Genomic DNA, 23207 nt, shown 5'->3' on the forward strand with positions numbered 1-23207 from the left:
CCGGCAAAACCAATCTCAATGTCTTTCCGGTAACTTCTTTATTATGAGGGATTGCGCTGGCTTGCGCTACTCTCCTAGAAAGTTATAAACTTAGACTGGAGTCCATGATAAAGTTATTATCCCACTGTCGGTTTCCTTGCTGGAGGTAAAGACGGTGTATAAAATCTTATTAAGGGAAGACTTGGCGCCTAAAATCCATATGTTCAAGATTGCGGCGCCGGACGTAGCCAGGAAAGCTCAAGCGGGACAGTTTGTTATCATCAGAGTTGATGAAAAAGGAGAGCGTATCCCGCTGACCATCGCTGACTGGGACCGGGAGGAAGGCAGCGTCACTATCATTTTTAACCAGGTAGGCAGGACAACCAGCAAGCTGGCGGCGCTGCAAGAAGGTCAATATATTGCTAACTTCGTGGGTCCTCTCGGCTTACCAGCCCAGATTGATAAGTTTGGTACCGTGATCCTGGTTGTCGGTGGATACTCGGTCGCCACTATCATCCCCGCCGCTCGGGCTTTGAAGGAAGCAGGTAATACTATCATCTCGATCATCAGAGCACCAACCAGAGAGACTCTGTTTGGTGACGAGCGCCTGGGCAGCTTCAGCGACCGCTCAATAATAGTAACCGGTGATATCTCATCTGACTGTGATAGTTTTATTTTTGAACCGCTAAAGCAAATTCTCCAGAATGAGAAGATTAACCGGGTTATCACCGTTGGTCCGGCCTGCGTGATGAAGCTCGTTTCGGCAACCACCAGACAATTCGGAGTCAAGACAGTTGCCAGCCTGAACCCGATAATGATTGACGGCACCGGGATGTGCGGTTGCTGCCGGGTATCAGTTAACGGCGAGACCAAATTTGCCTGCGTGGATGGGCCTGAGTTTGATGCCAATGAGATTGATTGGACAACACTCATGGTGCGACGATGCACCTATAGTGGTGAGCCTCAACCTGTACTGCAGTATCAATGCCGTAACTGCGCCCAATGGTAGGGGCGGATGGGAGAAACAGATGCCTAAAGTAAATCTAAACCGGGTTGAAATGCCCAGGCAGGACACTAAAGCACGAAGCAAGAATTTCGATGAGGTAGCCCTCGGTTACACGCCGGAACAGGCAATGGAAGAGGCTAGCCGATGTATCCAATGTCCCAAGCGTCCCTGTATCGGTGGTTGCCCTGTAGGCATTAATATACCAGACTTTATCAAGGCTATGGTTCAGAATGATTTGCCTGAAGCGGTAAGGGTAATCAAAAGCACCACTAGTCTACCCGGTATCTGCGGTCGAGTTTGCCCTCAGGAGACCCAGTGTGAAAAAGTTTGCACGCTGGCGGCAAAGAAAGCGCCTTTAGCTATCGGTCGTCTCGAGCGTTACTTGGCAGACTGGGAGCGCACCAACAAGCAACCAAGCAATCCCGCAGCCATTCAGCCACCCGGTCCAAGCGGCAAACGGGTGGCGGTAGTCGGCTCCGGCCCGGCCGGGCTAACGGCTGCCGCTGACCTGGCTAAAATGGGACACAGCGTCACCCTCTTTGAAGCGCTGCACGTCGCCGGTGGGGTTTTGATGTACGGAATTCCAGAGTTCAGACTTCCTAAGAATATCGTCCAGACTGAGATTGACTATGTTACTTCCCTGGGAGTAGAACTCAAACTGGACTCCGTAATCGGTAAGATTGATACCGTAGACGAACTGCTGAACAACGGTTACAACGCGGTCTTTCTGTGCACAGGTGCCGGACTGCCCATGTTTTTGAATGTTCCTGGTGAAAGCCTGTGTGGTATCTATTCAGCTAATGAATTCATGACCCGAACCATACAGATGAAAGGCAATCTCTATCCGGAGTATGATACCCCGGTCAGAATAGGGAGAAAAGTCGCCGTAATTGGGGGCGGTAATGTAGCTATGGACTCAGCCCGCTGCGCTCTCAGACTTGGCGCCAGGGAAGTCTACGTTGTTTATCGCCGGTCTGAAGCCGAAATGCCCGCCCGCCGTGAAGAAGTAGAAAATGCTGAGGAGGAAGGTGTCATTTTTAAGTTCCTGAGCAATCCTCTCGGCTTTTTAGGCAACGGGCGGGGCTGGGTCATGGCAATGGAGTGCATCGAAATGGAGCTTGGTGAACCTGATGCCAGCGGTCGGCGCAGCGCTGTTCCCAAAAAGGGAAGCGAATTCCTGATGCAGGTCGATAGTGTCATCATCGCCCTGGGTAATAATCCCAACCCCCTCATTGCCGCTACTACCGAAGGTCTGGAAACCACTCAACGAGGAACTATCGTCGCTGACGAAGCGACCGGCAAAACGGTAAAGCCGAGGGTCTGGGCAGGTGGAGACATCATAACCGGCGCGGCCACGGTAATCAGTGCCATGGGTGCCGGCAAACGGGCGGCCGCCTCTATTGATGATTACCTAAGGGGAACGGGCTGAACAGACAACCGCGGTAAATTCCGCCCGACACTAACTCGCCTTTACCTCATACGAGCCAAAAACGAAGTCCAGGTCATCCTGCAGGGCCTGAGCTTTCTCCCTGGGAAAAAGCTTCTCGTCAACATCAATCATAACTTTTGTCTCGCCCCTGGCTGAACCCACAATGTGAGCCCTGAGGCATTCTTTTTCTACCTTATCCTGCTTATCCTGAATCTTGAAGGTTAGTGTGCCCCGTGAAATAAAAGCGGAGGAGTCATTCGGTGAGGAATATGTCTCTAACTTAGATTCATCCAGAATCGCGCCCTGTTTCCGGGTAAAGTCTCTGATTTCATGATAGAGTAGCTCAGGACTGATATCTTTATAGGTTTTTCTAGACTGCATTTCTGTCCCGTCCCTTTCTTAATAATAGACATAAGCGCACGCATTGTCAATTAGTACCGCTATTGCTGCCTGTCAGGATGATATGCTATACTTTCTGGTGACTACAATGAGATATTAACAGAAAGGGGCTTGAATTTGCCAGAGATTGCTAGTGTAAAACAACTTTTAGAAGCTGGGGCCCACTTCGGGCACCAGACCAGCCGCTGGAACCCGCGTATGAAGAAGTACATATTTACCAAGCGGAATGGTATTCATATTATTGACCTCGAACAAACGGCGACCATGCTGGAGAAAGCCTGCAACTTCGTCCGTCAGACAATAGCCGAGGGTGAGCATATCCTCTTCGTCGGTACCAAGAAACAGGCGCATGATATCATAGAGGAAGAAGCCAAACGCTGTGGTATGAATTATGTCAATCAGCGCTGGATAGGCGGGACACTGACTAATTTCCCCACCATCCAGTCCCGCATTGACTACCTGGTCCGCCTGGAAGACCAGCAAGCCCGGGGAGAGTTCAGCCGTCTGCCCAAAAAAGAAGCCCTGAAGCTTGAGGAGGAAATCCTGCGCTTGAACCGGCAAATGGGCGGTATCAAGGAGATGGTTAATCTGCCCGCCGCCCTATTCGTTATTGATACTTCCAAAGAAAGGATCGCTTTAGCCGAGGCGAAACGGGTGGGGATACCGGTTGTCGCCGTAACCGACACCAACACTAACCCAGACGAAATAGACTACCCTGTCCCCGCCAATGATGACGCCATCAGAGCCATCAAACTGATATGCAGCCGGATTGCCTCTGCTGTTATTGAAGGTAAAAGCAGCCAGATGGCGACCGCTATTGAGGAAGGACGGGAAGAAGGTCAGGCAGAACCTCTGGCTGAAGAGGCTGCCGAGCCGTTATCCACTGCTAAACAGGAATAGAACTAGGGGGAGAGATTGAAAATATCAACAGACAGCATAAAGGAACTGCGAGAACTATCCGGGGCGGGCATTATGGATTGCCGGAATGTCCTAGCCGAAGTAAAGGGTGACATGGAAAAGGCTCAGTCCATGCTCAAGGAACGCAACCTTTTTAAGGCTGAAAAGAAGAAGGGCCGTTCAGTGTCTCAAGGACTGATTGAAGCCTACGTTCACGCCGGCGGGCGTATCGGCGCTATGATTGAACTAAACTGCGAGACTGACTTTGCCGCTCGCACCAACGAATTTAAAGAGCTGGCTCACAACCTGGCGTTACAGGTGGCCGCCATGCCTGCTCGCTTTATCTCAACAGACGAAATCCCTGCCGGTGTTGAAGGTGTCGAGGAAAAAGTAGACTGTCTCCTCCTGCAACCTTATATCAGGAACCTCGATATGACTATCCAGGATGTCATCAATGAGACTATCGCCAAAGTAGGGGAAAACATTAAAATCAGTCGATTCGTCAGGTATGAAGTAGGGGAAGGAAAAGAAGAGTAAATTACCCGAAGCGTACCCCGAAAGGTAATGACTACTAAATACAAACGTGTTTTGCTCAAGCTCAGCGGCGAAGCTTTTGGCGGCAAAAAAGAGTACGGCATAGACCCTTCGACCCTGGTAAAGATCGCCAAACAGATTAACCAGGTAGTTGAAATGGGGGTTGAATTAGCTGTTGTTGTCGGCGGTGGCAATATCTGGCGCGGGAGCCAGGCGGAAAAAAACGGGATGGACAGGGTTACCGCTGACTATGCCGGAATGCTGGCGACGGTAATTAACGCACTGGCTCTCCAGGACGTACTGGAGAGAGAAGGCATGATTACCCGGACCCAGACAGCTATCGAGATCCACCAGGTAGCCGAACCTTATATCAGACGGCGCGCTATCCGCCACCTGGAGAAAGGGAGAGTGGTAATCTTCGCCAGCGGCACCGGTAATCCCTACATGACTACAGACACGGCAGCGGCCCTGCGAGCCGTAGAAATTGAGGCGGAGGTGCTGCTGATGACCAAGAACAATGTTGACGGAGTCTACAGCGCCGATCCTCGTAAAGACCCTACCGCCAGGAAGTTTGACAAATTGACTCATTTCGAAACCTTGAACAAGCGTTTAGAGGTAATGGATGCCACCGCTCTCTCTCTGTGCCTGGAGAACAGGCTACCTATCATTGTCTTTGACCTGCAGGCCCCACGCAGTCTTGAAAGAGCCGTCACCGGCGAACCGATTGGTACAACGATATCCAGTGAGTAAGGGAATTGAACAGTCAAACTCTACTTAATATTGAAGAAAAGATGCGCAAGACCGTTGAGGGTTTGAGGAAGGAGCTGGCTACCATCCGCACCGGGCACGCCGCTCCCGGCTTGATTGAGCATATCAAGGTAGACTATGCCGGTGTCCCCACTCCGCTTAACCAGATTGCCAGCATTTCTGCTCCCGAGGCAAGACTCCTCGTTGTCCAGCCTTGGGACAAAGGCAGTATCCGCAGCATCGAAAAAGCGATACTGACATCTGAACTGGGGCTGAATCCGACCAATGACGGGCATATAATCCGGATAAGCATCCCGCCGCTTTCTGAAGAACGGCGGCAGGAACTGATTAAAGTAGTACGCAAGCGAGCTGAAGAAAGGAGGATAGCCATACGTAACCTGAGACGTGAGGCTATGGAAGAGCAGAAAGAACTGGAGAAAGCCAAGGATATTTCACAAGACGAATACAAACGCATCTTGAACCAGCTACAAAAGCTTACCGATAGCTTCATCGGTGATATTGACCGTGTAGGACAGGATAAGGAAACAGAACTACTACAGGTCTAGCCGGAACCATGGTAGCAACGCGATGACCAGACCATCAACTACCAGGAAATTCACTCTGCTTCCTACCCATATCGCTTTTGTCCCGGATGGCAATGGCCGGTGGGCGGAAAAACGCGGGTTACCCAGGCTCCAGGGGCACAGTGCCGGCGTCGAAAACATGCGCCGCATCGTTGAATACCTCAATACTTACGCCATAAAATTTATCACACTCTACGGATTCTCCACGGAAAACTGGTCCCGCCCGGCCGAGGAAGTCAATGGTCTGTTCCGCCTGCTTGACGACTTTATCGATAAGTGTGTGTTTGACCTCCACAAAAACGGGGTGAAGCTCCGCCACCTCGGACGACTCGCTGAACTCCCTCCGGGATTACAGCAGGCAATAAAGGAATCGGTCGAGCTAACCCGGAACAATACGGGGATGACGCTCAGTCTAGCTTTCAACTACGGCGGCCGTGCTGAGATTTTAGATGCGGCACGCCGCCTGATAACTGATGGCGTGGCACCTCAAGACATCACTGAAGAGCTATTCAGCACATATCTCTATACCAACGGTTTGCCCAATGTTGACCTACTGATACGTACCGGGGATGAACTCCGCCTCAGCAACTTTCTTATCTGGCAAACCGCCTACAGCGAGTACCATTTCACTAAAGTCCTGTGGCCTGACTTCGGCAAAAAAGACATGGATAGAGCGCTCCTTTCTTACAGCCGCAGGCAGAGGCGCTTTGGCGGACTATAACTCCGTTGAATAGCTATGCTCAGAAAAAGGGTAATAACTGCGCTGTGGGGATTTCCTCTTCTTGTTGCTGCCATCTGGTTTGACCAGTCCTTACCCTGGTTCACCACGCTGGCAGCTATTTGCGGCGTGCTGGCGGTAATTGAGTTTTACAGACTGGTCACCCTCTCCCGGGCACTGCCGCTTATCCGTTTCGGCGCGCTCTGGGTGCTGCTCTTTATTCTCAGCCGCGATTCCCGCTTGCTCGGTATGATTGGTCCTTACTTCGACCTTAACCTGATGACGCCGCTGCTGTTCACCTCAGCCGTGCTACTACCTTTGATCTGGATTCCTCTGCAGAGACAGAAGGAGAAAACTTTTGCCGGATGGGCATGGACGGTAGCCGGTATCCTCTATGTCGGCTGGCTGGTAAGCTACCTGGTGGCATTAAGAGGCATGGATGACGGCAGGAACTGGGTATTCTTCGCTTTTTTTACTACTTTCGCCTCTGATACAATGGCTTTTTTTGTGGGAAGAGCTTTAGGCAAGAATCGCCTTGCCCCCAGTATCAGTCCTAACAAGACCCGGGAAGGAACTATCGGCGGTATTCTCGGGGCTGCCGGCGTAAGTTTGCTTTTCCTCCTGCCCACTCCGCTGCACCTGAATCTCCACTGGGGACAAGCCCTGCTCCTCGGCTTTCTGGTCAGTATCTTTGGGCAGTGCGGAGACCTGGCTGAATCCCTGTTCAAACGCAATATGAGAGTAAAGGATTCCGGCAATATAATGCCGGGACACGGGGGACTCCTTGACCGACTGGACAGTATTCTCTTTGCCGGCATAGTGGTCTACTACTACGTTCTGTGGACAACCTAGAAAGATAACAAGAAACGCTACCGTTGAAACGACCCTCTCTGACCCTTGCCGGGTTCCCCGGGCAACCATGATTTCTCTGGCAAAACACTGTCCCGTTGGTTATAGTCTGTAATTTGTTGTATCATTATCTATGATATGAGCGAGGGAAGAATAAATATCGCCGTACTGGGTTCCACCGGCTCCATCGGGCAGCAGACCCTGGAGGTAGTCCGCGCTCTGCCTCACCGCTTCAGGGTAATCGGGCTGGCCGCCGGTAAGAATACTGATTTACTATCCCGACAAATCAGTGAATTCAAACCGGAGTTTGTCTGCTGCCGGGACACGCAAGCATTGCTTAATCAGGCCAGCGCTGACTATGAGCTGCTATCATTGGAAGAGATGGCCAGTCACCCGCGGGCGGACACCGTGGTTATCGCCACTTCAGGGAAGGCCGGTTTACTCCCAGCGCTGGCCGCGGTCAAGGCAGGCAAGAGTGTCGCCTTAGCCAATAAAGAAGCCCTGGTTATGGCCGGTGAGATTATCACCCGAGAAGCGGAATTAAGTAAGGCGCCGATCCTGCCCATCGATAGTGAACATAGCGCCATATGGCAGTGCTTGCGAGGAGAAAATCAGTCCGCCGCCCGGATTTTGCTGACTGCTTCGGGGGGGCCCTTTCGCCATTACCCGCCGGACCAACTAAAGGGGGTCAGCCCCGAGCAGGCGTTAAAACACCCATCATGGCGGATGGGAGAAAAGGTCACCATCGACTCGGCGACGCTGATGAACAAGGGACTGGAGGTAATCGAAGCCCGCTGGCTATTCGACCTGCCGGTAAGCAGTATCAGCGTGCTGGTACACCCCCAGAGTATTATCCACTCCATGGTCGAGTTCGTTGACGGCTCGGTTAAAGCCCAGTTGAGTTGTCCCGATATGCGCTTACCCATTCAGTATGCCCTGTCCTATCCCGACCGCCTGGAGAATCCCGCATTACCACGACTGGACTGGAGCGTTATTGACAATCTCAGCTTTGAGCAGCCTGATTTTGATGCCTTCCCCTGTCTCAAGCTGGCTATTGAGGCCGGGGAGAGGGGAGGGACATATCCGGCAGTACTCTGCGCCGCCGACGAGGTAGCCGTTGAGCTTTTCCTGTCCCGGCGGATAAAATTTACTGATATCTCCCGCCTTGTCGAGCAGGCGCTGGAGAGGCACAAAAACACAGTCCACCCCACCATCGAAGATATTCTGGAAGCTGATGAGCGGGCCAGGCAGGAAATAATACATACCGTGAAGGTGCATAAATAATGTTTACTCCCATAATTATAGGTGTCATTACGCTATCGGTCATTATCATCACCCATGAGCTGGGGCATTTTATCGCTGCCAAGTCGTTCGGAGTAAAGGTAGAGGAATTCGGGATTGGTTTCCCTCCCCGGTTGCTGGGAATAAAACGGGGGGAAACGGTATACTCACTGAATGCCATTCCCTTCGGTGGTTTTAACAAGCTGGCCGGTGAAGAAGACCCTGAAGTACCGAGGAGCCTGGCCGGAAAGAGCCGGGGCATCAGACTACTGGTGCTCGGCGGCGGCTCAGTGATGAATATCCTGCTGGCGGTGGTCTTGTTCTCCCTGGTCTTCATGATCCCCCGTGATGTAATAACCGGACAGGTGCTGGTGGAAGAAGTAGCCGCGGACTCTCCGGCGGCGATGGCCGGAATCAGCCCCGGAGATATTATTCTCAGCGTCAATAACGAGCCGGTCAGAAACAATAACGACCTTTACCGCTATATCCAGAATAACCGGGGTGAGGAGACTACGCTGCTCATCCAGCATGCTGACTCAACCAGGGAGAATGTCCGGCTGATACCTCGACTTAAACCGCCAGCGGATGAGGGGGCAATCGGCGTCGCCATTACGACCGTGAATACGGAAACTATCACGCAGTCCTTTCCCGTCTGGCAGGCAGTACCCATGGGAATCGGGCAGATAGTCACTTACCTGGTTGCCTACAAAGAAAGCCTGGGCAGCCTGTTCAGCGGCGAAGAAACGGCATCATTCTTCGGGCCGGTGGGTATCGCCCAGCTTACCGGGGAGGTGGCTGAGATCGGGGGTATCAGGGCGCTGCTCGATATTACCGGTTTCATCAGTCTGCTGATAGGTATATTCAATCTTTTTCCCCTTCCCGCCATTGACGGGGGCCGGATTACCTTTGTCGTCCTGGAATGGGTACGCCGTGGTAAACGCGTCTCTCCGAAAACCGAAGGGCTGATACATATCATCGGCATGGCGCTGTTGCTGGTATTCCTGTTTGCCCTCACCTACCAGGATATTGTCCGCGTCATCAGCGGGGAGAGCCTTATACCGTGAACCAGCGCCGTAAGAGCAAACCCATCCAGATTGGCAGCGTTACCATCGGCGGGGACGCACCCATTTTGGTGCAATCGATGACCAACACCAATACCCGTGATGTTATGTCAACCATCCGCCAGATCAAAGAGCTGGAAGAAGTCGATTGTGAGCTGGTACGAGTGGCGGTACCTGACCGGCAGGCAGCCGAAGCCCTAAAAGCGATTAAAAAGGGGATTTCCCTGCCCCTGGTAGCTGATATTCACTTCGACTACCGCCTGGCCCTGGAAGCGCTGAAGTCCGGCGCTGACGGCCTCCGCCTCAACCCGGGGAACATCGGCGAGCCGGAGAAGATCAAGGCCGTGGTACGCGCCGCTAAAGAGAGAAACGTCCCTATCCGCATCGGGCTGAATGCCGGCAGTCTGCCGAAAAAAGCCGACCCGCGCCTGTCCACCGCCCAAAAAATGGTAGCGGCGGCACTGGAACAGGTGCGCCTGCTGGAGAGCCTCGACTTCGACCTGATAAAAGTCTCCCTGAAAGCCTTTGACGTGCCGACGACCATTGAAGCCTACCGGGATATTGCTCAAAAAATACCTTACCCGCTGCACATAGGCATTACCGAGGCGGGCACGCCGCGCACGGGCGTTATCCGCAGTGCCGTAGGCATCGGCACGCTGCTCTACATGGGCATCGGTGATACCATCAGGGTCTCCCTGACCACCCACCCCCGGGAAGAGGTCTTCGCCGGTTATGAAATACTGAAGAGCCTCAACCTGCGCCAGCACGGGCCGGTACTGGTGAGCTGCCCCTCCTGCGGGCGGTCGGAGGTGGATATTGTCAGCATCGCCGAAGCGGTGGAAAAAGAGCTGCTCAAGGTTACCAAACCGATAAAGGTGGCAGTGATGGGCTGCGTGGTCAACGGCCCCGGCGAAGCCATGGACGCCGATATCGGCATCGCCTGCGGCAAAGGGCGCGCCATCCTCTTCAAGAAGGGTGAGAAGGTGGGCGTGGTGGAGGAAAAAGACTTTGTCCGGGTACTGATGGCGGAAGTGGACAAATTTTAAACTGGACAGTACAAGAATCCTTGTTAAAAAAGGGGGAAAGGTCTTAAACATGGGAGAAGGCAGCAAGGAAAAACCCTACACCCGTGAAGACGTGCTCCGGCTGATTGAAGAGAACGGCGGCGCCGCCGACGGGCTTGACCTCTCCGGAAAGGTCTTTGAGAAAGGCGTTGACCTGCGGCGGCTCCACCTGCGAGGGATTACCCTCAAGAGGGCAGTATTAGAGAACGCTCACTTCGAGGAGGCCAATCTGTGGGGCGTCCACATCGAAAAGGCAGTGCTGCGGGACGCCCATTTTGAGAAAGCTAATATCCGCGCCATGCACTTTGAGGGGGCTGACCTGCAAAACGCCCACTTCGAGGGGGCGGTCGCCTGGGGCACCCATTTTGAAGGCGCCGATTTACGAAACGCCCACTTTGAAAAAGCCGATTTATGGCACGCCCACATGGAGCGCGCCGACCTGTCCGGCGCCCGGTTTGATGAGACTTACCTGGAAGGCGCACGGCTGCCGGAGAAGGGGGAGTGAGGGGGATTCAATAATGTGACGAAGGAGACCAGCATGGATTCAACTTGTGGGATTTGCGGCTGCAAGATTCACCATGAAGGAGAATATGCCCAAGCAACTGTAAAAGGACGCTCCCATGCCACAAAACATCACCATGTGGCCAAACGCTTTTTCAGCCGCTCAAATAGCAAGGGACCACGACGTGAACCGGTCTTTAAGGAAGAACCACGTCAATTCAAGCAGCAACAACCGTATAGTCAGTTCTGCTATGAGTGCCATGAAGAGTTACTCCATAACCCCGTACTCTTGCCAAATGATATTACTAAATTCGCCAAGTTAATTGAACTAAGAGGACTGAACGAGAGAAATAAGCCTACGAACAGAGATAAAATAGCTGGACGAATTGTTCTCTTGCATGAGGTAATTGAAGAAGGGTTAAATACACTACTTCAGCAGAAAGAAAACTAAGAACCTTTATGAAAATTAAAGTTAGCTGGACTTGAAAGATTCGAAGCTCCTCCAATAATCATTCCTGCCCGCAAGGATGTTGGGGGGACGTGGGGAGTTTAAGAAAGGCGGAGAGTTTTAAATCCCCCTTAATCCCCCTTTACCAAAGGGGGAGACCTGACAGGGATTTTGGGAGAAGTAACCGGGGAGTTTAAGAGGGGCGCAGCCCCCCTTCCGTATAAATGTCATTGCGAGGAGCACGTTCTCTTCGCTCAGTGTAAACTCCGCGACGAAGCAATCCGTGAAGGGAGGCGAAAACATACCCCACCCGGATTGCTTCGCCCTCGGGACTTCGGCGTGATCTCAGTCGAACGCTGAACTCGGGCTGAAGCCTCCCGATGAACCGGAATGGTCTCGCAATGACAATATGCTCAACGAGTGTCTAAGAGGGGCGCAGCCCCTCTTCCATAATCTCCTTCCCCCTTCCCCTTAGCAAGGGGAAGGGGGACACAGGGGGATAGGATTAATTTAAACTATCTTTGAGGTTGCTTCGCCTCTGGCCCGCAATGACACCGGAGACGGAAGGGGGGGTTTCCAGATAAGACCGGATAGAGTAATATAGATAAAAACGGAGTAAAGCGTGCGTATATCGAATTTGTTCGGCAAGACCCAGCGGGAAATACCCGCCGAGGCTGATACCATCAGCCACCAGCTATTACTCAAAAGCGGGATGATAAGACAGGTGGCCGCCGGGGTCTATTCCTACCTGCCGCTCGCCTGGAGGACTCTGCGCAAAATAGAGACCATCATCCGCGAGGAGATGGACAGGGCAGGTGGGCAGGAGTTGATGATGCCCGCTTTGCAGCCCCTGGAACTGTGGCAGGAGACCGGGCGTGACCAGGCTTTCGGGGAGGGGCTGTTCACCCTGACCGACCGCCGTGACCGCAAGCTGGTGCTGGGGCCCACCCATGAAGAGGTCGTCACCGACCTTGTCAGATACAACGTGCAGAGCTACCGTGACCTGCCACTGCTGCTCTACCAGATCCAGACCAAGTTCCGTGACGAGCCCCGCCCCAGGGGCGGCCTGATTCGGGTGCGAGAGTTCCACATGAAAGACCTCTACAGCTTCGATGTTGATGAAGCCGGGCTGGATGTGAGCTACAACAGGATGCTCCAGGCATACCACAATATCTACTCGCGCTGCGGCCTGCCTTCCCTGCTCGTTGAAGCTGACAGCGGCGCCATCGGCGGCAAGGACTCCCACGAGTTCATGCTCATCACCGAGAGCGGCGAGGATGAAATCATCCACTGCTCATCCTGCCACTACACCGCCAACTCTGAGAAAGCGCGGGGAATCATCGATAAAATAGAAGACGGCGAGCTGCTGCCAATGGAGGAAGTCTCCACGCCGGGCATGATGACCATCGAGGAAGTATCCAATTTCCTCAAGGTACCGACATACCGCACCCTGAAAGCGGTCTTCTACATTGCTGACGGCAGGCTGGTCTTCGTCGTCATCCGGGGCGATATCGAGGTTAATGAAATCAAACTGAAAAAAGTGCTGGGCGGCGCGGAACTGCGACTGGCTACCGAGGCCGAGGTAATAGCCGCCGGTATCGTTCCCGGGGCTGCTTCCCCGGTAGGTCTCAAGGATACCAGGATCATCGCCGACGACTCGATAACCACCGCCACCAACCTGGTAGCCGGCGCCAACAAACCGGACACTCACCTGAAAAACGTCAACTACCCCCGCGACTTCGAGGTTGACGTCCTGACTGACATTGCCCGCGCCCGCGCCGGGGACAAATGCCCGGTATGCGGAGGCGAACTGCTCTCCAGCCACGGTATTGAAGTGGGGCACGCTTTTAAGCTGGGCGCCTTTATCAGCCAGAAGATGGGCGCCAATTTTATTGACCGGAACGGGGAATCCCGACCCATCATCATGGGCTGCTACGGCATCGGCGTTGGCCGGTTGCTGGCCGCCGCCATCGAGCAGAACCACGATGCCAAAGGCATCATCTGGCCGATGGCGATTGCCCCCTACCAAATCTATCTCTGCCCCCTTTACCGGGAAGGCTCCGGGGTTTTTGAGGTCGCCGAAAAGCTTTACGCCGACTTTACGTCCCAGGGTTTCGAGGTGCTCTTTGATGACCGGGAGGAATCGCCGGGGGTAAAGTTCAATGACGCCGACCTGCTGGGGATACCCGTCCGGGCTACCGTCAGCCCGCGCAGCCTGGAAAAAGACAGCGTGGAGATAAAACGGCGCGCCGAGAAAGAAATTGAGCTGGTGCCACTGAAGGAAGTCGTTGACCGCCTAAAACAGCTTACTGGCCGCGCAGCGTAGCGCCCAGTTCGTGGGACAGCTTGCCCATGATTTGCCGCTGAACCCTGTCAACATCATTATCCGTCAGCGTGCGCTCCGGCGACTGGAAGGTAATCCGGTAGGCAAGGGACTTCTTGCCCGGGGGAACCTGGTCGCCGGAATAGACATCGAAGATAGCGACCTCCTCCACCAGCGGAAAACCCTTGATAATATCGGCGATTCGCCGGTGGGCTGTTCCGGCGTCAACCACCAGCGCCATATCCCTGACGATAGCCGGAAAGCGCGGCACCGGCCGGTACATCTTGTGCCCGGCGGTAAAGGGTAGCAGCACCGCCAGGTCAATCTCAAAAAGATAAGCCGCCCCGGTAATTTCAAATTTTTCCAGCACTACGGGGTGTAACCCGCCGACAACACCTATCTTACTGCCACCGATGACAATTGCGGCCTGCTCGGCGGTGTGAAGGCTATCGTCCGAAAACGGCTCAAAGCTGGCAGTGACACCTAACTGACTGAGCAAGCCTTCTACTAACCCTTTCGCCTCGAAGAAATCAGGGGGTTCGCCCTCACCCTGCCACCATTTCTCAACTGCCGGCCCGCTCAGCAGAGCGCAAAGTGTCTCGCGCTCATCAGGCAGGTCACCATCACGCGGCAGATAGACCCTGCCCTGCTCGAAAAGCCTGATGCCGCCGTCTTCATGCCGCCGGTTAGCGGCCAGCGCGCCCAGCAAGTTCGTTCTCAAGTCAGGACGAAGGTACTCCTGCTCGGCAGTCATCGGATTGTCCAGACGGAGGAGCGCCGGTACAGAAGGATGCGGGCTGGTAGACAGTTTCTCCAGCATTTCCCTGCCGGTCAGCGTATAGCTGAGTATCTCCTGAAAGCCGTAACCGGCAAGGAGGTATTTCACCCGGCGCTTAAGTCCGATAATAGGGTCAGGGTCCTGCCTTGGGATTGGCTGGCCTATCATCGTCATTGGCAGCCGGTCATAGCCGGTAATACGGGCTATTTCCTCGATAAGGTCAACTGTCAGACGTATGTCGCTCCGCCAGTACGGCGCCATTACCAGAAGCGCTGATTCTGATTGCTCGCATTCGCAGCCCAGTGAAGTCAGCGTGTCTGATAACTGGGTTAGACTGAAATCAGCCCCAAGGAGCCGCTTCACCTCATCAGTGGTCAGTCGGATAGGCACTCGCGTCAATTTGCCGGGATAGTCATCCACGACGCCTCTGGCGGCTTCGCCCCCGCACAGTTCGACGAGCAATTGGGTGGCCCTTCTTAAGGCTGGCAGGGTCAGCTCGGGGCTGATGCCCCTCTCGAATCGCCTGCAGGCCTCGCTGGGCACGTCCAGCGTCCGGCCGGTATAGTGGATACTTGCCGGATAAAAACTGGCCGCCTCCAGCAGTATCGTGGTAGTTCCCCCGGTCACCTCGGTGTTGGCCCCACCCATCACCCCGGCGACAGCCACCGCCCGCTCTCCGTCAGCAATAACCAGCATGTCAGGAGAAAGGGTCCTCTCTGTCCCGTCCAGGGTTTCAAACTTCTCTCCCCCGGACGCCCTCCGGACTACAATCTTCTTGCCTTTGATACGCTGGTAGTCAAAAGCGTGCAGCGGCTGTCCGTATTCCAGCATAACGTAGTTGGTAATATCAACGATACTGTTTATCGGACGCATGCCGCAGGCCAGCAACCGGTGCTGCATCCAGGCAGGAGACTCGGCCACTTTGACCCCCGTAATCAAGCTGGCACAGTACCTCGGGCACAGATCAGGAGCCATGATCTCCACGTCCACCTGCTCACTCACCGGTGTCCCCTTTTCCGTGTAGCTTGCTTCGCCGATGTGCGGCGTCTGACCGGTCAGGGCAGCGACTTCCCTGGCGATGCCGATGACCGAAAGACAGTCAGGACGGTTGGGAGTAACCTCAAGATCAAAAATAACATCACCCATGTAGGCAGCCAGCGGCACACCGACGGGCGCGTCACCGGGTAGCACCATAATGCCTTCATGGTTATCCGAGATACCAAGCTCCTTTTCCGAACAGACCATGCCGCTGGAGACGACGCCGCGAATTTTAGCCGGTTCCAGGGTGGCTACCTGCCCGGTATGCCCGTCAATAAGCCGGGCGCCAACCCGGGCAAAAGCAATTTTATCACCAACCCGTAGATTCGGGGCTCCGCAAACCACGGAGACCTGTTCAGTGCCCAGGTCTACAGTTGGTAGAGTAAGGCGGTCGGCATTGGGATGGGGGTTGATGGCGGTTATCTGCCCGATGATGATGCCTTCCCAGCTTCCACCGGTAATCTCTATCCCGCCAACCTCGTTTCCCGCCATCGTCAGTTTCTCAGCCACATCGGCAGCCGGGAGGGTGATATCCACATATTCCTTAAGCCAATTGAGTGATACTTTCATACTTGGAACTGCCTCAGGAACCTCAGGTCACTGCCGTAGAAGATCCTCACATCGTCAATACCGTAACGGAGCATCGGCATGCGTTCCAGTCCCATCCCGAAAGCAAAGCTGGAATAGACAGCGGGGTCGATGCCCCCCCGCCTCAGTACTTCAGGATGGGTCATGCCTGCCCCGAGTACCTCGATCCAGCCACTATTGCCACACAACCGGCATCCTTCGCCGTTACAGACCACACAATCAATGGCCATCTCAACTCCAGGCTCGACGAAGGGGAAATAGTCGCACCGGAAGCGCACTTTCCTGTCTTTGCCGAAGTAACGGCGGGCAAACTCGTAAAGCGTGCCTTTCAGGTCGGCCATGGTGATACCTTTGTCGACCACCAGTCCGTCAATGTTGTGGTAAATACTCAAATGGGTAGCGTCCGTTGCCTCATGACGATAGACTCTACCCGGTTCAATGGTCCTTATGGGCGGTTTCATCGTCTCGATTACTCTGGCGCTGATGGCCGTACCTTGCGTTCGGAGCAGCATGGCTTTTCCAGCCTCCGCCTCCGCGCCTTCCGGCTCACGGCTGATCCAGAAGGTTGACTGGCTATCTCGGGCCGGGTGTTCAGCCGGCATATTCAGAGCCTCAAAGTTGTAGTACTCCCACTCCACCTCCGGTCCCTCTACCACCTGAAAGCCCAACGAGACGAAGATATCGCATATCTCATGGATAGCCTGAGTCAGGGGGTGTAAACGGCCGGGGGGGAAAGGACGGCCCGGCAGAGTGATATCGATTTCCCCTCTCCTGGCTGAAGCTAGCTGTACCTCACGGAGCGCCTGCTCTTTTTGCTTCAGGCTCTCTTCCAGGCTAACCTTTAGCTCATTGGCTTGAGCACCGATAGTTTTCCGCTCTTCCAGCGGCATGGTACTCAGGCTGCGCAGGACTCCGGTTAGCTCGCCCTTCTTTCCAAGATAACGAACCCGCCATGCCTCCAGCACCTTAAAGTCGTTAGCGCTTTCCAGTTCACGGAGGGCTGCCGCTTTTATCTCTTCAAGCCGGGTTAACATGCTCTGTCCTCAACGGAGGTTGTTTCCGTGATAATATCATGTTTGAGAGTAGTGAGACCCCTTCTAAAATGCTTTCTCTCCTATCAGAGGGAGAGAAAATGCGGATGTAATCAAAAACCGGTCAATCCAGGAATTAATGCAGCAGTTTTGTGCCGGTCATCCTTAATCCTGGGCTTGTTCTTTAACCCTGGTTGCCAGAGTAGCAAATGCCTCAGGTTCTCTCACAGCAATATCAGCCAGTAGCTTGCGGTTAATCTCAATTCCTGCCTTCTTCAGACCGTGCATGAACTGACTGTAGCTAAGCCCGTTGATTTTACTGGCGGCATTAACCCGTGAAATCCATAAACGCCGCATATCGCCCTTACGCTCCCGGCGGTGAGCGTAAGCATAGGTTAAGGATTTAAGCATAGCCTCATGAGCGCGCCGGTATAGACTATGCCTGGTTGCTCGCTGCCCTTTGGTCAAAGCCAGCACTTTCTTATGCCGGCGATGAGCGGTTACGCCTCTTTTCACACGTGGCAAGGTAATTCTCCTCTTCTATACAAATCGTAACAGATGACTGACCTTTATTATGCAGGTAAGTCTTTTCTGTCTGGTTATACTCCGTAAGGCAGGAGTCTTCTGATACGGGCCCTGTCCCGGGAGCTTACCGGTACTTTTTCATCAAACAGGCGCTTGACTCTCTTGGACTTCCGAATACGCAAATGGCTCTTTCCGCCCTTGGTCCTCAGCAATTTCCCGCTTCCGGTAATATGAAAACGGGCCTGCGCACCTTTATGAGTTTTGATTTTTGGCATTCAGGTTTTTTTAACCTCTTCCGCAATTTTTTTAGGTTTTGGGGCGGACACCGGTACCAGCATCACATTCATCCTTCTGCCCACCATCACCGGCTGCCCATCAACCGAAGCTATATCCTTTAGCGATTCCGCCATCTTCTGTAACAATTTCCAGGCTATCTCAGGATGCGTGATTTCACGACCCCGGAACAATACGGTTATCTTGACCTTATCTCCACCCTCCAGCAACTTCCTGGCGGTCCTGGCTTTAGCCTCAAAATCATGCTCGCCAATCTTGGGGCGTATCCGGACCTCCCTCAGCATTGAAATCTTCTGGCTTTTCCTGGCCTCCCGTTCTTTTTTAGTCTGCTCGTATTTATATTTCCCGTAATCGAGCAAACGGCATACTGGAGGTACAGCAGTAGGCGCTACCTCTGCCAGATCAAGTTCCTGGCTTCTCGCCATCTCCAGAGCCTGCTCTAAAGGCACAATGCCGAGTTGCTCGCCTTTATCTCCTACCAGGCGTACCTCTTTAGCCCTTATCTCCCTGTTTATACGCAGGTTCTTAACTATGTCTTAAATTACCTCCCCCAAAAACAGATGCTGCAAGGAGAAACTATATCACATTCTTCGGTACTTATCAAATCACAACCCGATAGAAAACCCGCTATTTCTGGTTGATTAAACATATCGGGCATTATCTATACAGGCTGACTATCCTCAATCGAGGTCTTTTGCTTTGCCGGTTACCGCCTTCCTTATGATTTCTTTGAAATCAGTTAGAGGCTGTGATGACAGTTCTTCGCTATTCCGCAAACGGACGGAAACAGTATCCGCCGCCACTTCCTTATCGCCGACTACCAGCATATAAGGCACTTTATCAAGCTGTGCCTGCCGTATTTTCAAATTAACCCTTTCCGAGCGGGCGTCTACTTTAGTCCGTATCCCCTCGGACCGGAGTTCACTCTCCAGCTTACGCGCATACTCCAGATGGCGGTCAGCGATTGGGATCACCATCACCTGCACCGGAGCCAGCCATACCGGGAAAGCCCCGCCGTAGTGCTCAATGAGAGAAGCCAGAAAGCGCTCCATGCTACCCAGTACCGTGCGGTGTACCATAGCTACCGGATGCTCACGGCTGTCCTCGCCGATATAAGTGACATCAAAGCGCTGGGGCAGGTTAAAATCGACCTGTATGGTGGGGCCCTGCCATGACCCGCCGATACTCTCAAACTTGATGTCTATTTTCGGGCCGTAAAATACGCCTTCACCGGGGTCAATGCTGTAATCAATCTTCAGGTGCTCCAAGGCCCGCCGCAGAGTCTGCGTGGCTTCTTCCCATAGCTCATCAGTACCGGCATACTTATCCGGCCGGGTGGAAAGAAATACGTGGTAATCTGTAAAGCCAAAGGTATCAATCATAAAACGGGCCAGGTCCAGCACCCCCACCACCTCGTCTTCCAGCTGGTCAAAACGACAAAAGATGTGAGCATCGTCCTGGGTGAACCCTCTTACCCGGGATAAACCGTGAAGCACCCCGGAACGCTCGTAGCGATAGACCGTGCCCAGCTCAGCATAACGCAAGGGTAAATCACGGTAGCTGCGCAGCCTGGACTTATAGATGAGGATATGCCCCAGGCAATTCATCGGCTTGACAATATACTCCTGTCCTTCCACGTCCATGGGACTGTAAAGGTAGTCCCGGTAAAAGTCCCAGTGACCGCTGGTCTTCCACAGACCAACTTTAGCCAGATGCGGGGTATAGACAATATCATAGCCGCGCTTGAAGTGCTCATCCTTCCAGAAATCCTCGATGACCCGGCGTATTACAGAACCTTTAGGGTGCCAGTGCACCAGCCCCGGACCGGCTTCTTCATGAATGCTGAACAGGTCAAGCTCGACACCGAGCTTCCGGTGGTCACGCCGGGCGGCTTCTTCCAGACGCTCCAGGTGTTTGACCAGGTCCTGCCCGGTATTGAAGGCAACGCCGTATATCCGCTGCAACATGGGATTACGTTCATCACCGCGCCAGTAAGCCCCGGCGATACTGACGAGTTTGTAGGCCTTTATCTCGCCGGTAGAACTCACGTGAGGCCCGCGACACAAATCAACAAATGAACCCTGCCGGTACACACTGACTTTTTCATCAGGGATTTCGTTGAGCAGTTCCAGCTTATACGGTTGCCCGCTGAACAACCGGCGGGCCTCCTCTTTGGTCAATTCCTCTCTACTAAACGGCACATCAGCGGCGACTGTCTCCGCCATTCTGGCTTCAATAGCCGGTAAATCCTCCGGGGTCAGGGAGCGGGGCAAATCAAAATCATAGTAGAAGCCGTTCTCAATAGCCGGCCCAATACCGAATTTAGCCTCAGGGAATATGGACTGGACGGCTTCCGCCATGACATGAGCGGTGGAATGCCGCATCATTTCCAGTCCGGCTTCGCTATCAACCTGTTGACTATTCTCAATCATCACGAAATCCTCTCAATCTGACAAATAAAAACCTCCCACCCGTTCGGGGGACGAGAGGCTTTCATTACTATCCGTACTGGTTCAGGATACAAAATACCGACAAGCCCTTTCACCGGTGCTGTTATTAGCGGGGCTAACTCACTGCCGCAGGCTCTATTATAACAGTCACCAGACGCCGGTGCAATCATCCCACCTTGTTATCTTCAAGCGGAGGGTTTATAATACCTATTGCACACATGATAAAGAAAGTCTTCCCTGTTCTGGCCCTCTCGATGTTTTCTTCCACCTTAGGAATGGGGATAGTATCACCACTGTTACCCCTCTACGCCAGAGATATGGGAGCTACCGGTACCTGGTTGGGTATTATCGTAGCTTCATATTCTATTTCTAACAGTATTGTCGTTCCCATTACCGGCAGACTCTCCGACCAGAAAGGCAAAAAGTTACTCCTCGTTATAGGCCTGCTTGCCTACGCTATTATTTCCCTGGGTTACGTCTGGGCAGCCAACCCCGTTCAACTGAGCCTGGTCCGTTTTATTCAGGGGATAGCCGGAGCAATGACCTTTCCTATCGCTACGGCCTATGTCGGTGACCTTTCACCGGAGGGTGAAGAGGGAAAATGGATGGGTTATGCCAGCGCCGCTTTTTTCAGCGGTTTCGGCTTCGGGCCATTTATCGGTGGCATCGCCACCGAGCACTTCGGGATAACAGCTACATTCTACGTTATGGGCGCTCTCAACCTGCTGGCAGGGCTGGCAACTTTATTCTTCTTACCGGAGGCAAGCCGTAAAAAATCCTCGGAAGACCCCCCTCATCTGTCATTCAAAGAAATGAGCGCCAGTAAAATGATGAAGGGGCTTTTCAGTTTGAGGCTGGCACAGGCCCTGGGTAGAGGCACTACTTTCACCTTTCTTCCCGTCTTTGCCGCCATTCTCGGTATGAGCATCAGTCTCATCGGAACCCTGCTCACCATTAATATCCTGGCAATAACCCTGCTGACACCCATCGGAGGAGTCCTCGCTGACAGGTTCAGCCGGGTACTGCTCTCCTTCCTTGGCGTCATTATTGCCACTGTATTTTTGGCGCTGGTTCCCTTCACCTTCAACTTCTGGCAGTTACTGATAGTGATGCTTATCCAGGGTGTCGGTATGGCTATTTCCATGCCCGCTTCTTCGGCGCTGGGGGTAGAAGAAGGCAGAAAGTACGGCATGGGCTCCACCATGTCCGTGCTCTTCCTGGCTTTCAGCATCGGCATGGCCATAGGGCCTATTCTATCCGGCGTTATTGTCGAACTACTGGATATCAACTCAATGTTCTATATTATCGCCAGTATCGGTACTGTCGCCAGTTTCCATTTTCTCTGGGTTATCCGGACCACCGGGACTGTAGTTCAGACTCATTCCGCTCAGTAATCTGGCAGCTAAGAAGGTTCCTTTACTTGTTACTACGGTGATGATAAACTAACGCCATCCCGAATATCAGAGAAATTTGCTAAAATAATTTATGGGCGTTGTCTGCTCTAGATTGAAGAGGAACAATGGTAGAAGAAATATTTTCAAACCTGTATAGGATCGAGGTACCACTGCCGAGAAATCCCCTGCAGGCGATTAACTCTTACGTCATAAAAGACGGCGACCGCTGTCTCATTATTGATACCGGGATGAACCGCCCGGAATGCCTGAGCGTGATGTCTGCCGGACTAAAGGAATTAGACATAGATTTGGCCAAAGCGGACTTCTTTATCACCCACAACCACTCTGACCACCTGGGACTGGTTTCCAGCCTGGTGACCGAAAAATCAACCATCTACTTCAACCGCCCGGAAGCCAACTCCAGCAGCAAGGCCGGCAGCAGCTGGGGCCGGAACGCTGATTTTGCTGACAGGAACGGCTTTCCCGAGGAGGAACGCAAACAGGCGATTGATAACCACCCCGGCCGCAAGTACAGCCCGCAGGGACACCTGGACTTTCACGTATTGGGACAGGGAGACACCATCAGGATTGGAGGCTACTCCCTGAACTGTATCGAAACGCCGGGGCACACCAGAGGGCATATGTGTCTTTACGAACCGGATAAGAAGCTGTTCTTCTCCGGAGACCACATCCTGATTGATATCACCCCGAACATATCACTGACATCAGATGACGAGAACCCCCTGCAGTCCTACCTGGACAGCCTGGACAAGATCTACAATTTAGATATCGAGATGGTATTGCCGGGGCACCGGCGCCGCTTCCGGGACCATCGGGCGAGAATTGACGAGTTGAAGCTTCACCATGAGGCAAGAGCCAGTGAAGTCATCGCCATTCTTGAGGAAGGCGATAAAAATGCTTATCAGGTGGCATCCCAAATGACCTGGGACATGACTTATGAGTCATGGGATCTCTTCCCGCCGCAACAGAAATGGTTTGCCTTCGCTGAAGCGGCCGCTCACCTGAAGTACGTTGAGGAAAAGGGAGAGGTAGAGAAGCAAACACAGGACCAGATAGTAATCTATGCTCTGAAAAAGTAGGGGGGCTTTTTCAGAGGCACTCCTGAGCAACGCCCGCGATAACAGGTCAAAGAAGGAGGTTGGCTATGGCCGGGAAAGAAGCGATTATTTTGCCCAACATGGAGAACGCCCCTTTTTCGTCAGCGGTAAGGGCCGGGGACTTCATCTTTGTCTCGGGGACTGTCGGCGTGAGGGATGCCCAGGGCAATA

23 protein-coding genes are annotated in these 23207 nt (G+C 53.3%); 16 read left to right on the plus strand and 7 right to left on the minus strand.

Translation table 11 applies throughout. From position 1 onward, the window contains the following. The first annotated feature begins 154 nt into the window (after positions 1-154). Entirely contained in the window at positions 155-988 is an 834-nt protein-coding gene (locus Q8Q07_09505; protein ID MDP3880521.1) for a sulfide/dihydroorotate dehydrogenase-like FAD/NAD-binding protein, read from the plus strand. Between the two features lie 19 nt (positions 989-1007). Then, on the plus strand, positions 1008-2414 hold the full coding sequence (gene gltA / locus Q8Q07_09510; protein MDP3880522.1) for an NADPH-dependent glutamate synthase: 1407 nt from the start codon (positions 1008-1010) through the stop codon (positions 2412-2414). A 30-nt stretch (positions 2415-2444) separates the two neighbouring features. On the opposite strand, the gene Q8Q07_09515 is transcribed toward gltA, so the two are convergent. Beyond that, the gene (locus Q8Q07_09515) at positions 2445-2795 is read right to left on the minus strand and encodes a hypothetical protein (protein ID MDP3880523.1); all 351 of its coding nucleotides are present in this window, start codon (positions 2793-2795) and stop codon (positions 2445-2447) included. A 135-nt stretch (positions 2796-2930) separates the two neighbouring features. Between Q8Q07_09515 and rpsB the strand changes: the two genes are divergently transcribed. The 12 genes from rpsB (at position 2931) to Q8Q07_09575 (ending at position 13823) form a co-directional block, all read left to right on the plus strand. Beyond that, complete coding sequence (gene rpsB, locus Q8Q07_09520; GenBank protein ID MDP3880524.1) at positions 2931-3713, plus strand: 30S ribosomal protein S2; 783 nt, start codon at positions 2931-2933, stop codon at positions 3711-3713. A 15-nt stretch (positions 3714-3728) separates the two neighbouring features. Continuing rightward, on the plus strand, positions 3729-4247 hold the full coding sequence (locus Q8Q07_09525) for an elongation factor Ts (GenBank protein MDP3880525.1): 519 nt from the start codon (positions 3729-3731) through the stop codon (positions 4245-4247). A gap of 27 nt (positions 4248-4274) precedes the next feature. Next, the gene (gene pyrH, locus Q8Q07_09530) at positions 4275-4994 is read left to right on the plus strand and encodes a UMP kinase (GenBank protein ID MDP3880526.1); all 720 of its coding nucleotides are present in this window, start codon (positions 4275-4277) and stop codon (positions 4992-4994) included. Between the two features lie 41 nt (positions 4995-5035). Next, positions 5036-5557, plus strand: coding sequence for a ribosome recycling factor (gene frr, locus Q8Q07_09535; protein ID MDP3880527.1), 522 nt, complete (start codon positions 5036-5038; stop codon positions 5555-5557). A 22-nt stretch (positions 5558-5579) separates the two neighbouring features. After that, positions 5580-6296 (plus strand): polyprenyl diphosphate synthase, encoded by a 717-nt coding sequence (gene uppS / locus Q8Q07_09540; GenBank protein MDP3880528.1) that lies wholly within the window; start codon positions 5580-5582, stop codon positions 6294-6296. 15 nt (positions 6297-6311) lie between these two features. Next, positions 6312-7145, plus strand: a complete 834-nt coding sequence (locus Q8Q07_09545; GenBank protein MDP3880529.1) for a phosphatidate cytidylyltransferase — start codon at positions 6312-6314, stop codon at positions 7143-7145. 135 nt (positions 7146-7280) lie between these two features. Beyond that, positions 7281-8426: a 1-deoxy-D-xylulose-5-phosphate reductoisomerase gene (locus Q8Q07_09550; GenBank protein MDP3880530.1), complete on the plus strand. Its 1146-nt coding sequence runs from the start codon at positions 7281-7283 to the stop codon at positions 8424-8426. Beyond that, a complete protein-coding gene (locus Q8Q07_09555; protein MDP3880531.1) occupies positions 8426-9487 on the plus strand; it encodes a M50 family metallopeptidase in 1062 nt (353 codons plus the stop codon). The genes Q8Q07_09550 and Q8Q07_09555 overlap by 1 nt, the downstream gene beginning before the upstream one ends. Then, positions 9484-10530 (plus strand): flavodoxin-dependent (E)-4-hydroxy-3-methylbut-2-enyl-diphosphate synthase, encoded by a 1047-nt coding sequence (ispG, locus tag Q8Q07_09560; protein ID MDP3880532.1) that lies wholly within the window; start codon positions 9484-9486, stop codon positions 10528-10530. Before Q8Q07_09555 ends, ispG begins: the two co-directional genes overlap by 4 nt. 49 nt (positions 10531-10579) lie before the next feature. Then, complete coding sequence (locus Q8Q07_09565; protein ID MDP3880533.1) at positions 10580-11053, plus strand: pentapeptide repeat-containing protein; 474 nt, start codon at positions 10580-10582, stop codon at positions 11051-11053. Positions 11054-11068: 15 nt separating this feature from the next. Continuing rightward, the gene (locus tag Q8Q07_09570) at positions 11069-11500 is read left to right on the plus strand and encodes a hypothetical protein (GenBank protein ID MDP3880534.1); all 432 of its coding nucleotides are present in this window, start codon (positions 11069-11071) and stop codon (positions 11498-11500) included. Positions 11501-12119: 619 nt separating this feature from the next. After that, positions 12120-13823, plus strand: a complete 1704-nt coding sequence (locus tag Q8Q07_09575; GenBank protein MDP3880535.1) for a proline--tRNA ligase — start codon at positions 12120-12122, stop codon at positions 13821-13823. Here Q8Q07_09575 and pheT read toward each other — a convergent pair. The 6 genes from pheT to thrS all read right to left on the minus strand — a co-directional run bounded on the left by pheT (position 13804) and on the right by thrS (position 20458). Further along, positions 13804-16206 (minus strand): phenylalanine--tRNA ligase subunit beta, encoded by a 2403-nt coding sequence (pheT, locus tag Q8Q07_09580; protein MDP3880536.1) that lies wholly within the window; start codon positions 16204-16206, stop codon positions 13804-13806. The two genes, Q8Q07_09575 and pheT, sit on opposite strands and share 20 nt — an antisense overlap. Further along, positions 16203-17258, minus strand: coding sequence for a phenylalanine--tRNA ligase subunit alpha (gene pheS, locus Q8Q07_09585; GenBank protein MDP3880537.1), 1056 nt, complete (start codon positions 17256-17258; stop codon positions 16203-16205). The genes pheT and pheS overlap by 4 nt, the downstream gene beginning before the upstream one ends. 162 nt (positions 17259-17420) lie before the next feature. Continuing rightward, entirely contained in the window at positions 17421-17780 is a 360-nt protein-coding gene (gene rplT, locus Q8Q07_09590) for a 50S ribosomal protein L20 (protein ID MDP3880538.1), read from the minus strand. A 74-nt stretch (positions 17781-17854) separates the two neighbouring features. Further along, complete coding sequence (gene rpmI, locus Q8Q07_09595; GenBank protein MDP3880539.1) at positions 17855-18055, minus strand: 50S ribosomal protein L35; 201 nt, start codon at positions 18053-18055, stop codon at positions 17855-17857. Further along, on the minus strand, positions 18056-18595 hold the full coding sequence (gene infC, locus Q8Q07_09600) for a translation initiation factor IF-3 (protein MDP3880540.1): 540 nt from the start codon (positions 18593-18595) through the stop codon (positions 18056-18058). It abuts the gene before it with no gap. Positions 18596-18754: 159 nt separating this feature from the next. Next, positions 18755-20458 carry a threonine--tRNA ligase gene (thrS, locus tag Q8Q07_09605; protein ID MDP3880541.1) on the minus strand — a complete coding sequence of 568 codons (1704 nt, stop codon included), beginning with the start codon at positions 20456-20458 and terminating at the stop codon, positions 18755-18757. Positions 20459-20742: 284 nt separating this feature from the next. On the opposite strand from thrS, the gene Q8Q07_09610 reads away from it, so the two are divergent. Next, positions 20743-21918, plus strand: a complete 1176-nt coding sequence (locus Q8Q07_09610) for an MFS transporter (protein MDP3880542.1) — start codon at positions 20743-20745, stop codon at positions 21916-21918. Between the two features lie 125 nt (positions 21919-22043). Continuing rightward, entirely contained in the window at positions 22044-23018 is a 975-nt protein-coding gene (locus Q8Q07_09615) for an MBL fold metallo-hydrolase (GenBank protein ID MDP3880543.1), read from the plus strand. Positions 23019-23207: the final 189 nt, after the last annotated feature.

Source organism: Dehalococcoidales bacterium (assembly GCA_030698765.1).
Taxonomy (GTDB): Bacteria; Chloroflexota; Dehalococcoidia; order Dehalococcoidales; family UBA2162; genus JAUYMF01.

Excerpts from the sequence above, each read along its gene's own strand:
- pheT (MDP3880536.1), bottom strand. The coding sequence starts at position 16,206 with ATGAAAGTATCACTCAATTGGCTTAAGGAATATGTGGATATCACCCTC.
- Q8Q07_09550 (MDP3880530.1), top strand. The coding sequence starts at position 7,281 with ATGAGCGAGGGAAGAATAAATATCGCCGTACTGGGTTCCACCGGCTCC.
- gltA (MDP3880522.1), top strand. The coding sequence starts at position 1,008 with ATGCCTAAAGTAAATCTAAACCGGGTTGAAATGCCCAGGCAGGACACT.
- rpmI (MDP3880539.1), bottom strand. The coding sequence starts at position 18,055 with ATGCCAAAAATCAAAACTCATAAAGGTGCGCAGGCCCGTTTTCATATT.
- pheS (MDP3880537.1), bottom strand. The coding sequence starts at position 17,258 with ATGTTAACCCGGCTTGAAGAGATAAAAGCGGCAGCCCTCCGTGAACTG.
- Q8Q07_09555 (MDP3880531.1), top strand. The coding sequence starts at position 8,426 with ATGTTTACTCCCATAATTATAGGTGTCATTACGCTATCGGTCATTATC.
- Q8Q07_09545 (MDP3880529.1), top strand. The coding sequence starts at position 6,312 with ATGCTCAGAAAAAGGGTAATAACTGCGCTGTGGGGATTTCCTCTTCTT.
- Q8Q07_09610 (MDP3880542.1), top strand. The coding sequence starts at position 20,743 with ATGATAAAGAAAGTCTTCCCTGTTCTGGCCCTCTCGATGTTTTCTTCC.
- Q8Q07_09565 (MDP3880533.1), top strand. The coding sequence starts at position 10,580 with ATGGGAGAAGGCAGCAAGGAAAAACCCTACACCCGTGAAGACGTGCTC.
- Q8Q07_09515 (MDP3880523.1), bottom strand. The coding sequence starts at position 2,795 with ATGCAGTCTAGAAAAACCTATAAAGATATCAGTCCTGAGCTACTCTAT.
- uppS (MDP3880528.1), top strand. The coding sequence starts at position 5,580 with ATGACCAGACCATCAACTACCAGGAAATTCACTCTGCTTCCTACCCAT.
- thrS (MDP3880541.1), bottom strand. The coding sequence starts at position 20,458 with ATGCGGCATTCCACCGCTCATGTCATGGCGGAAGCCGTCCAGTCCATA.
- frr (MDP3880527.1), top strand. The coding sequence starts at position 5,036 with ATGCGCAAGACCGTTGAGGGTTTGAGGAAGGAGCTGGCTACCATCCGC.
- Q8Q07_09615 (MDP3880543.1), top strand. The coding sequence starts at position 22,044 with ATGGTAGAAGAAATATTTTCAAACCTGTATAGGATCGAGGTACCACTG.
- pyrH (MDP3880526.1), top strand. The coding sequence starts at position 4,275 with ATGACTACTAAATACAAACGTGTTTTGCTCAAGCTCAGCGGCGAAGCT.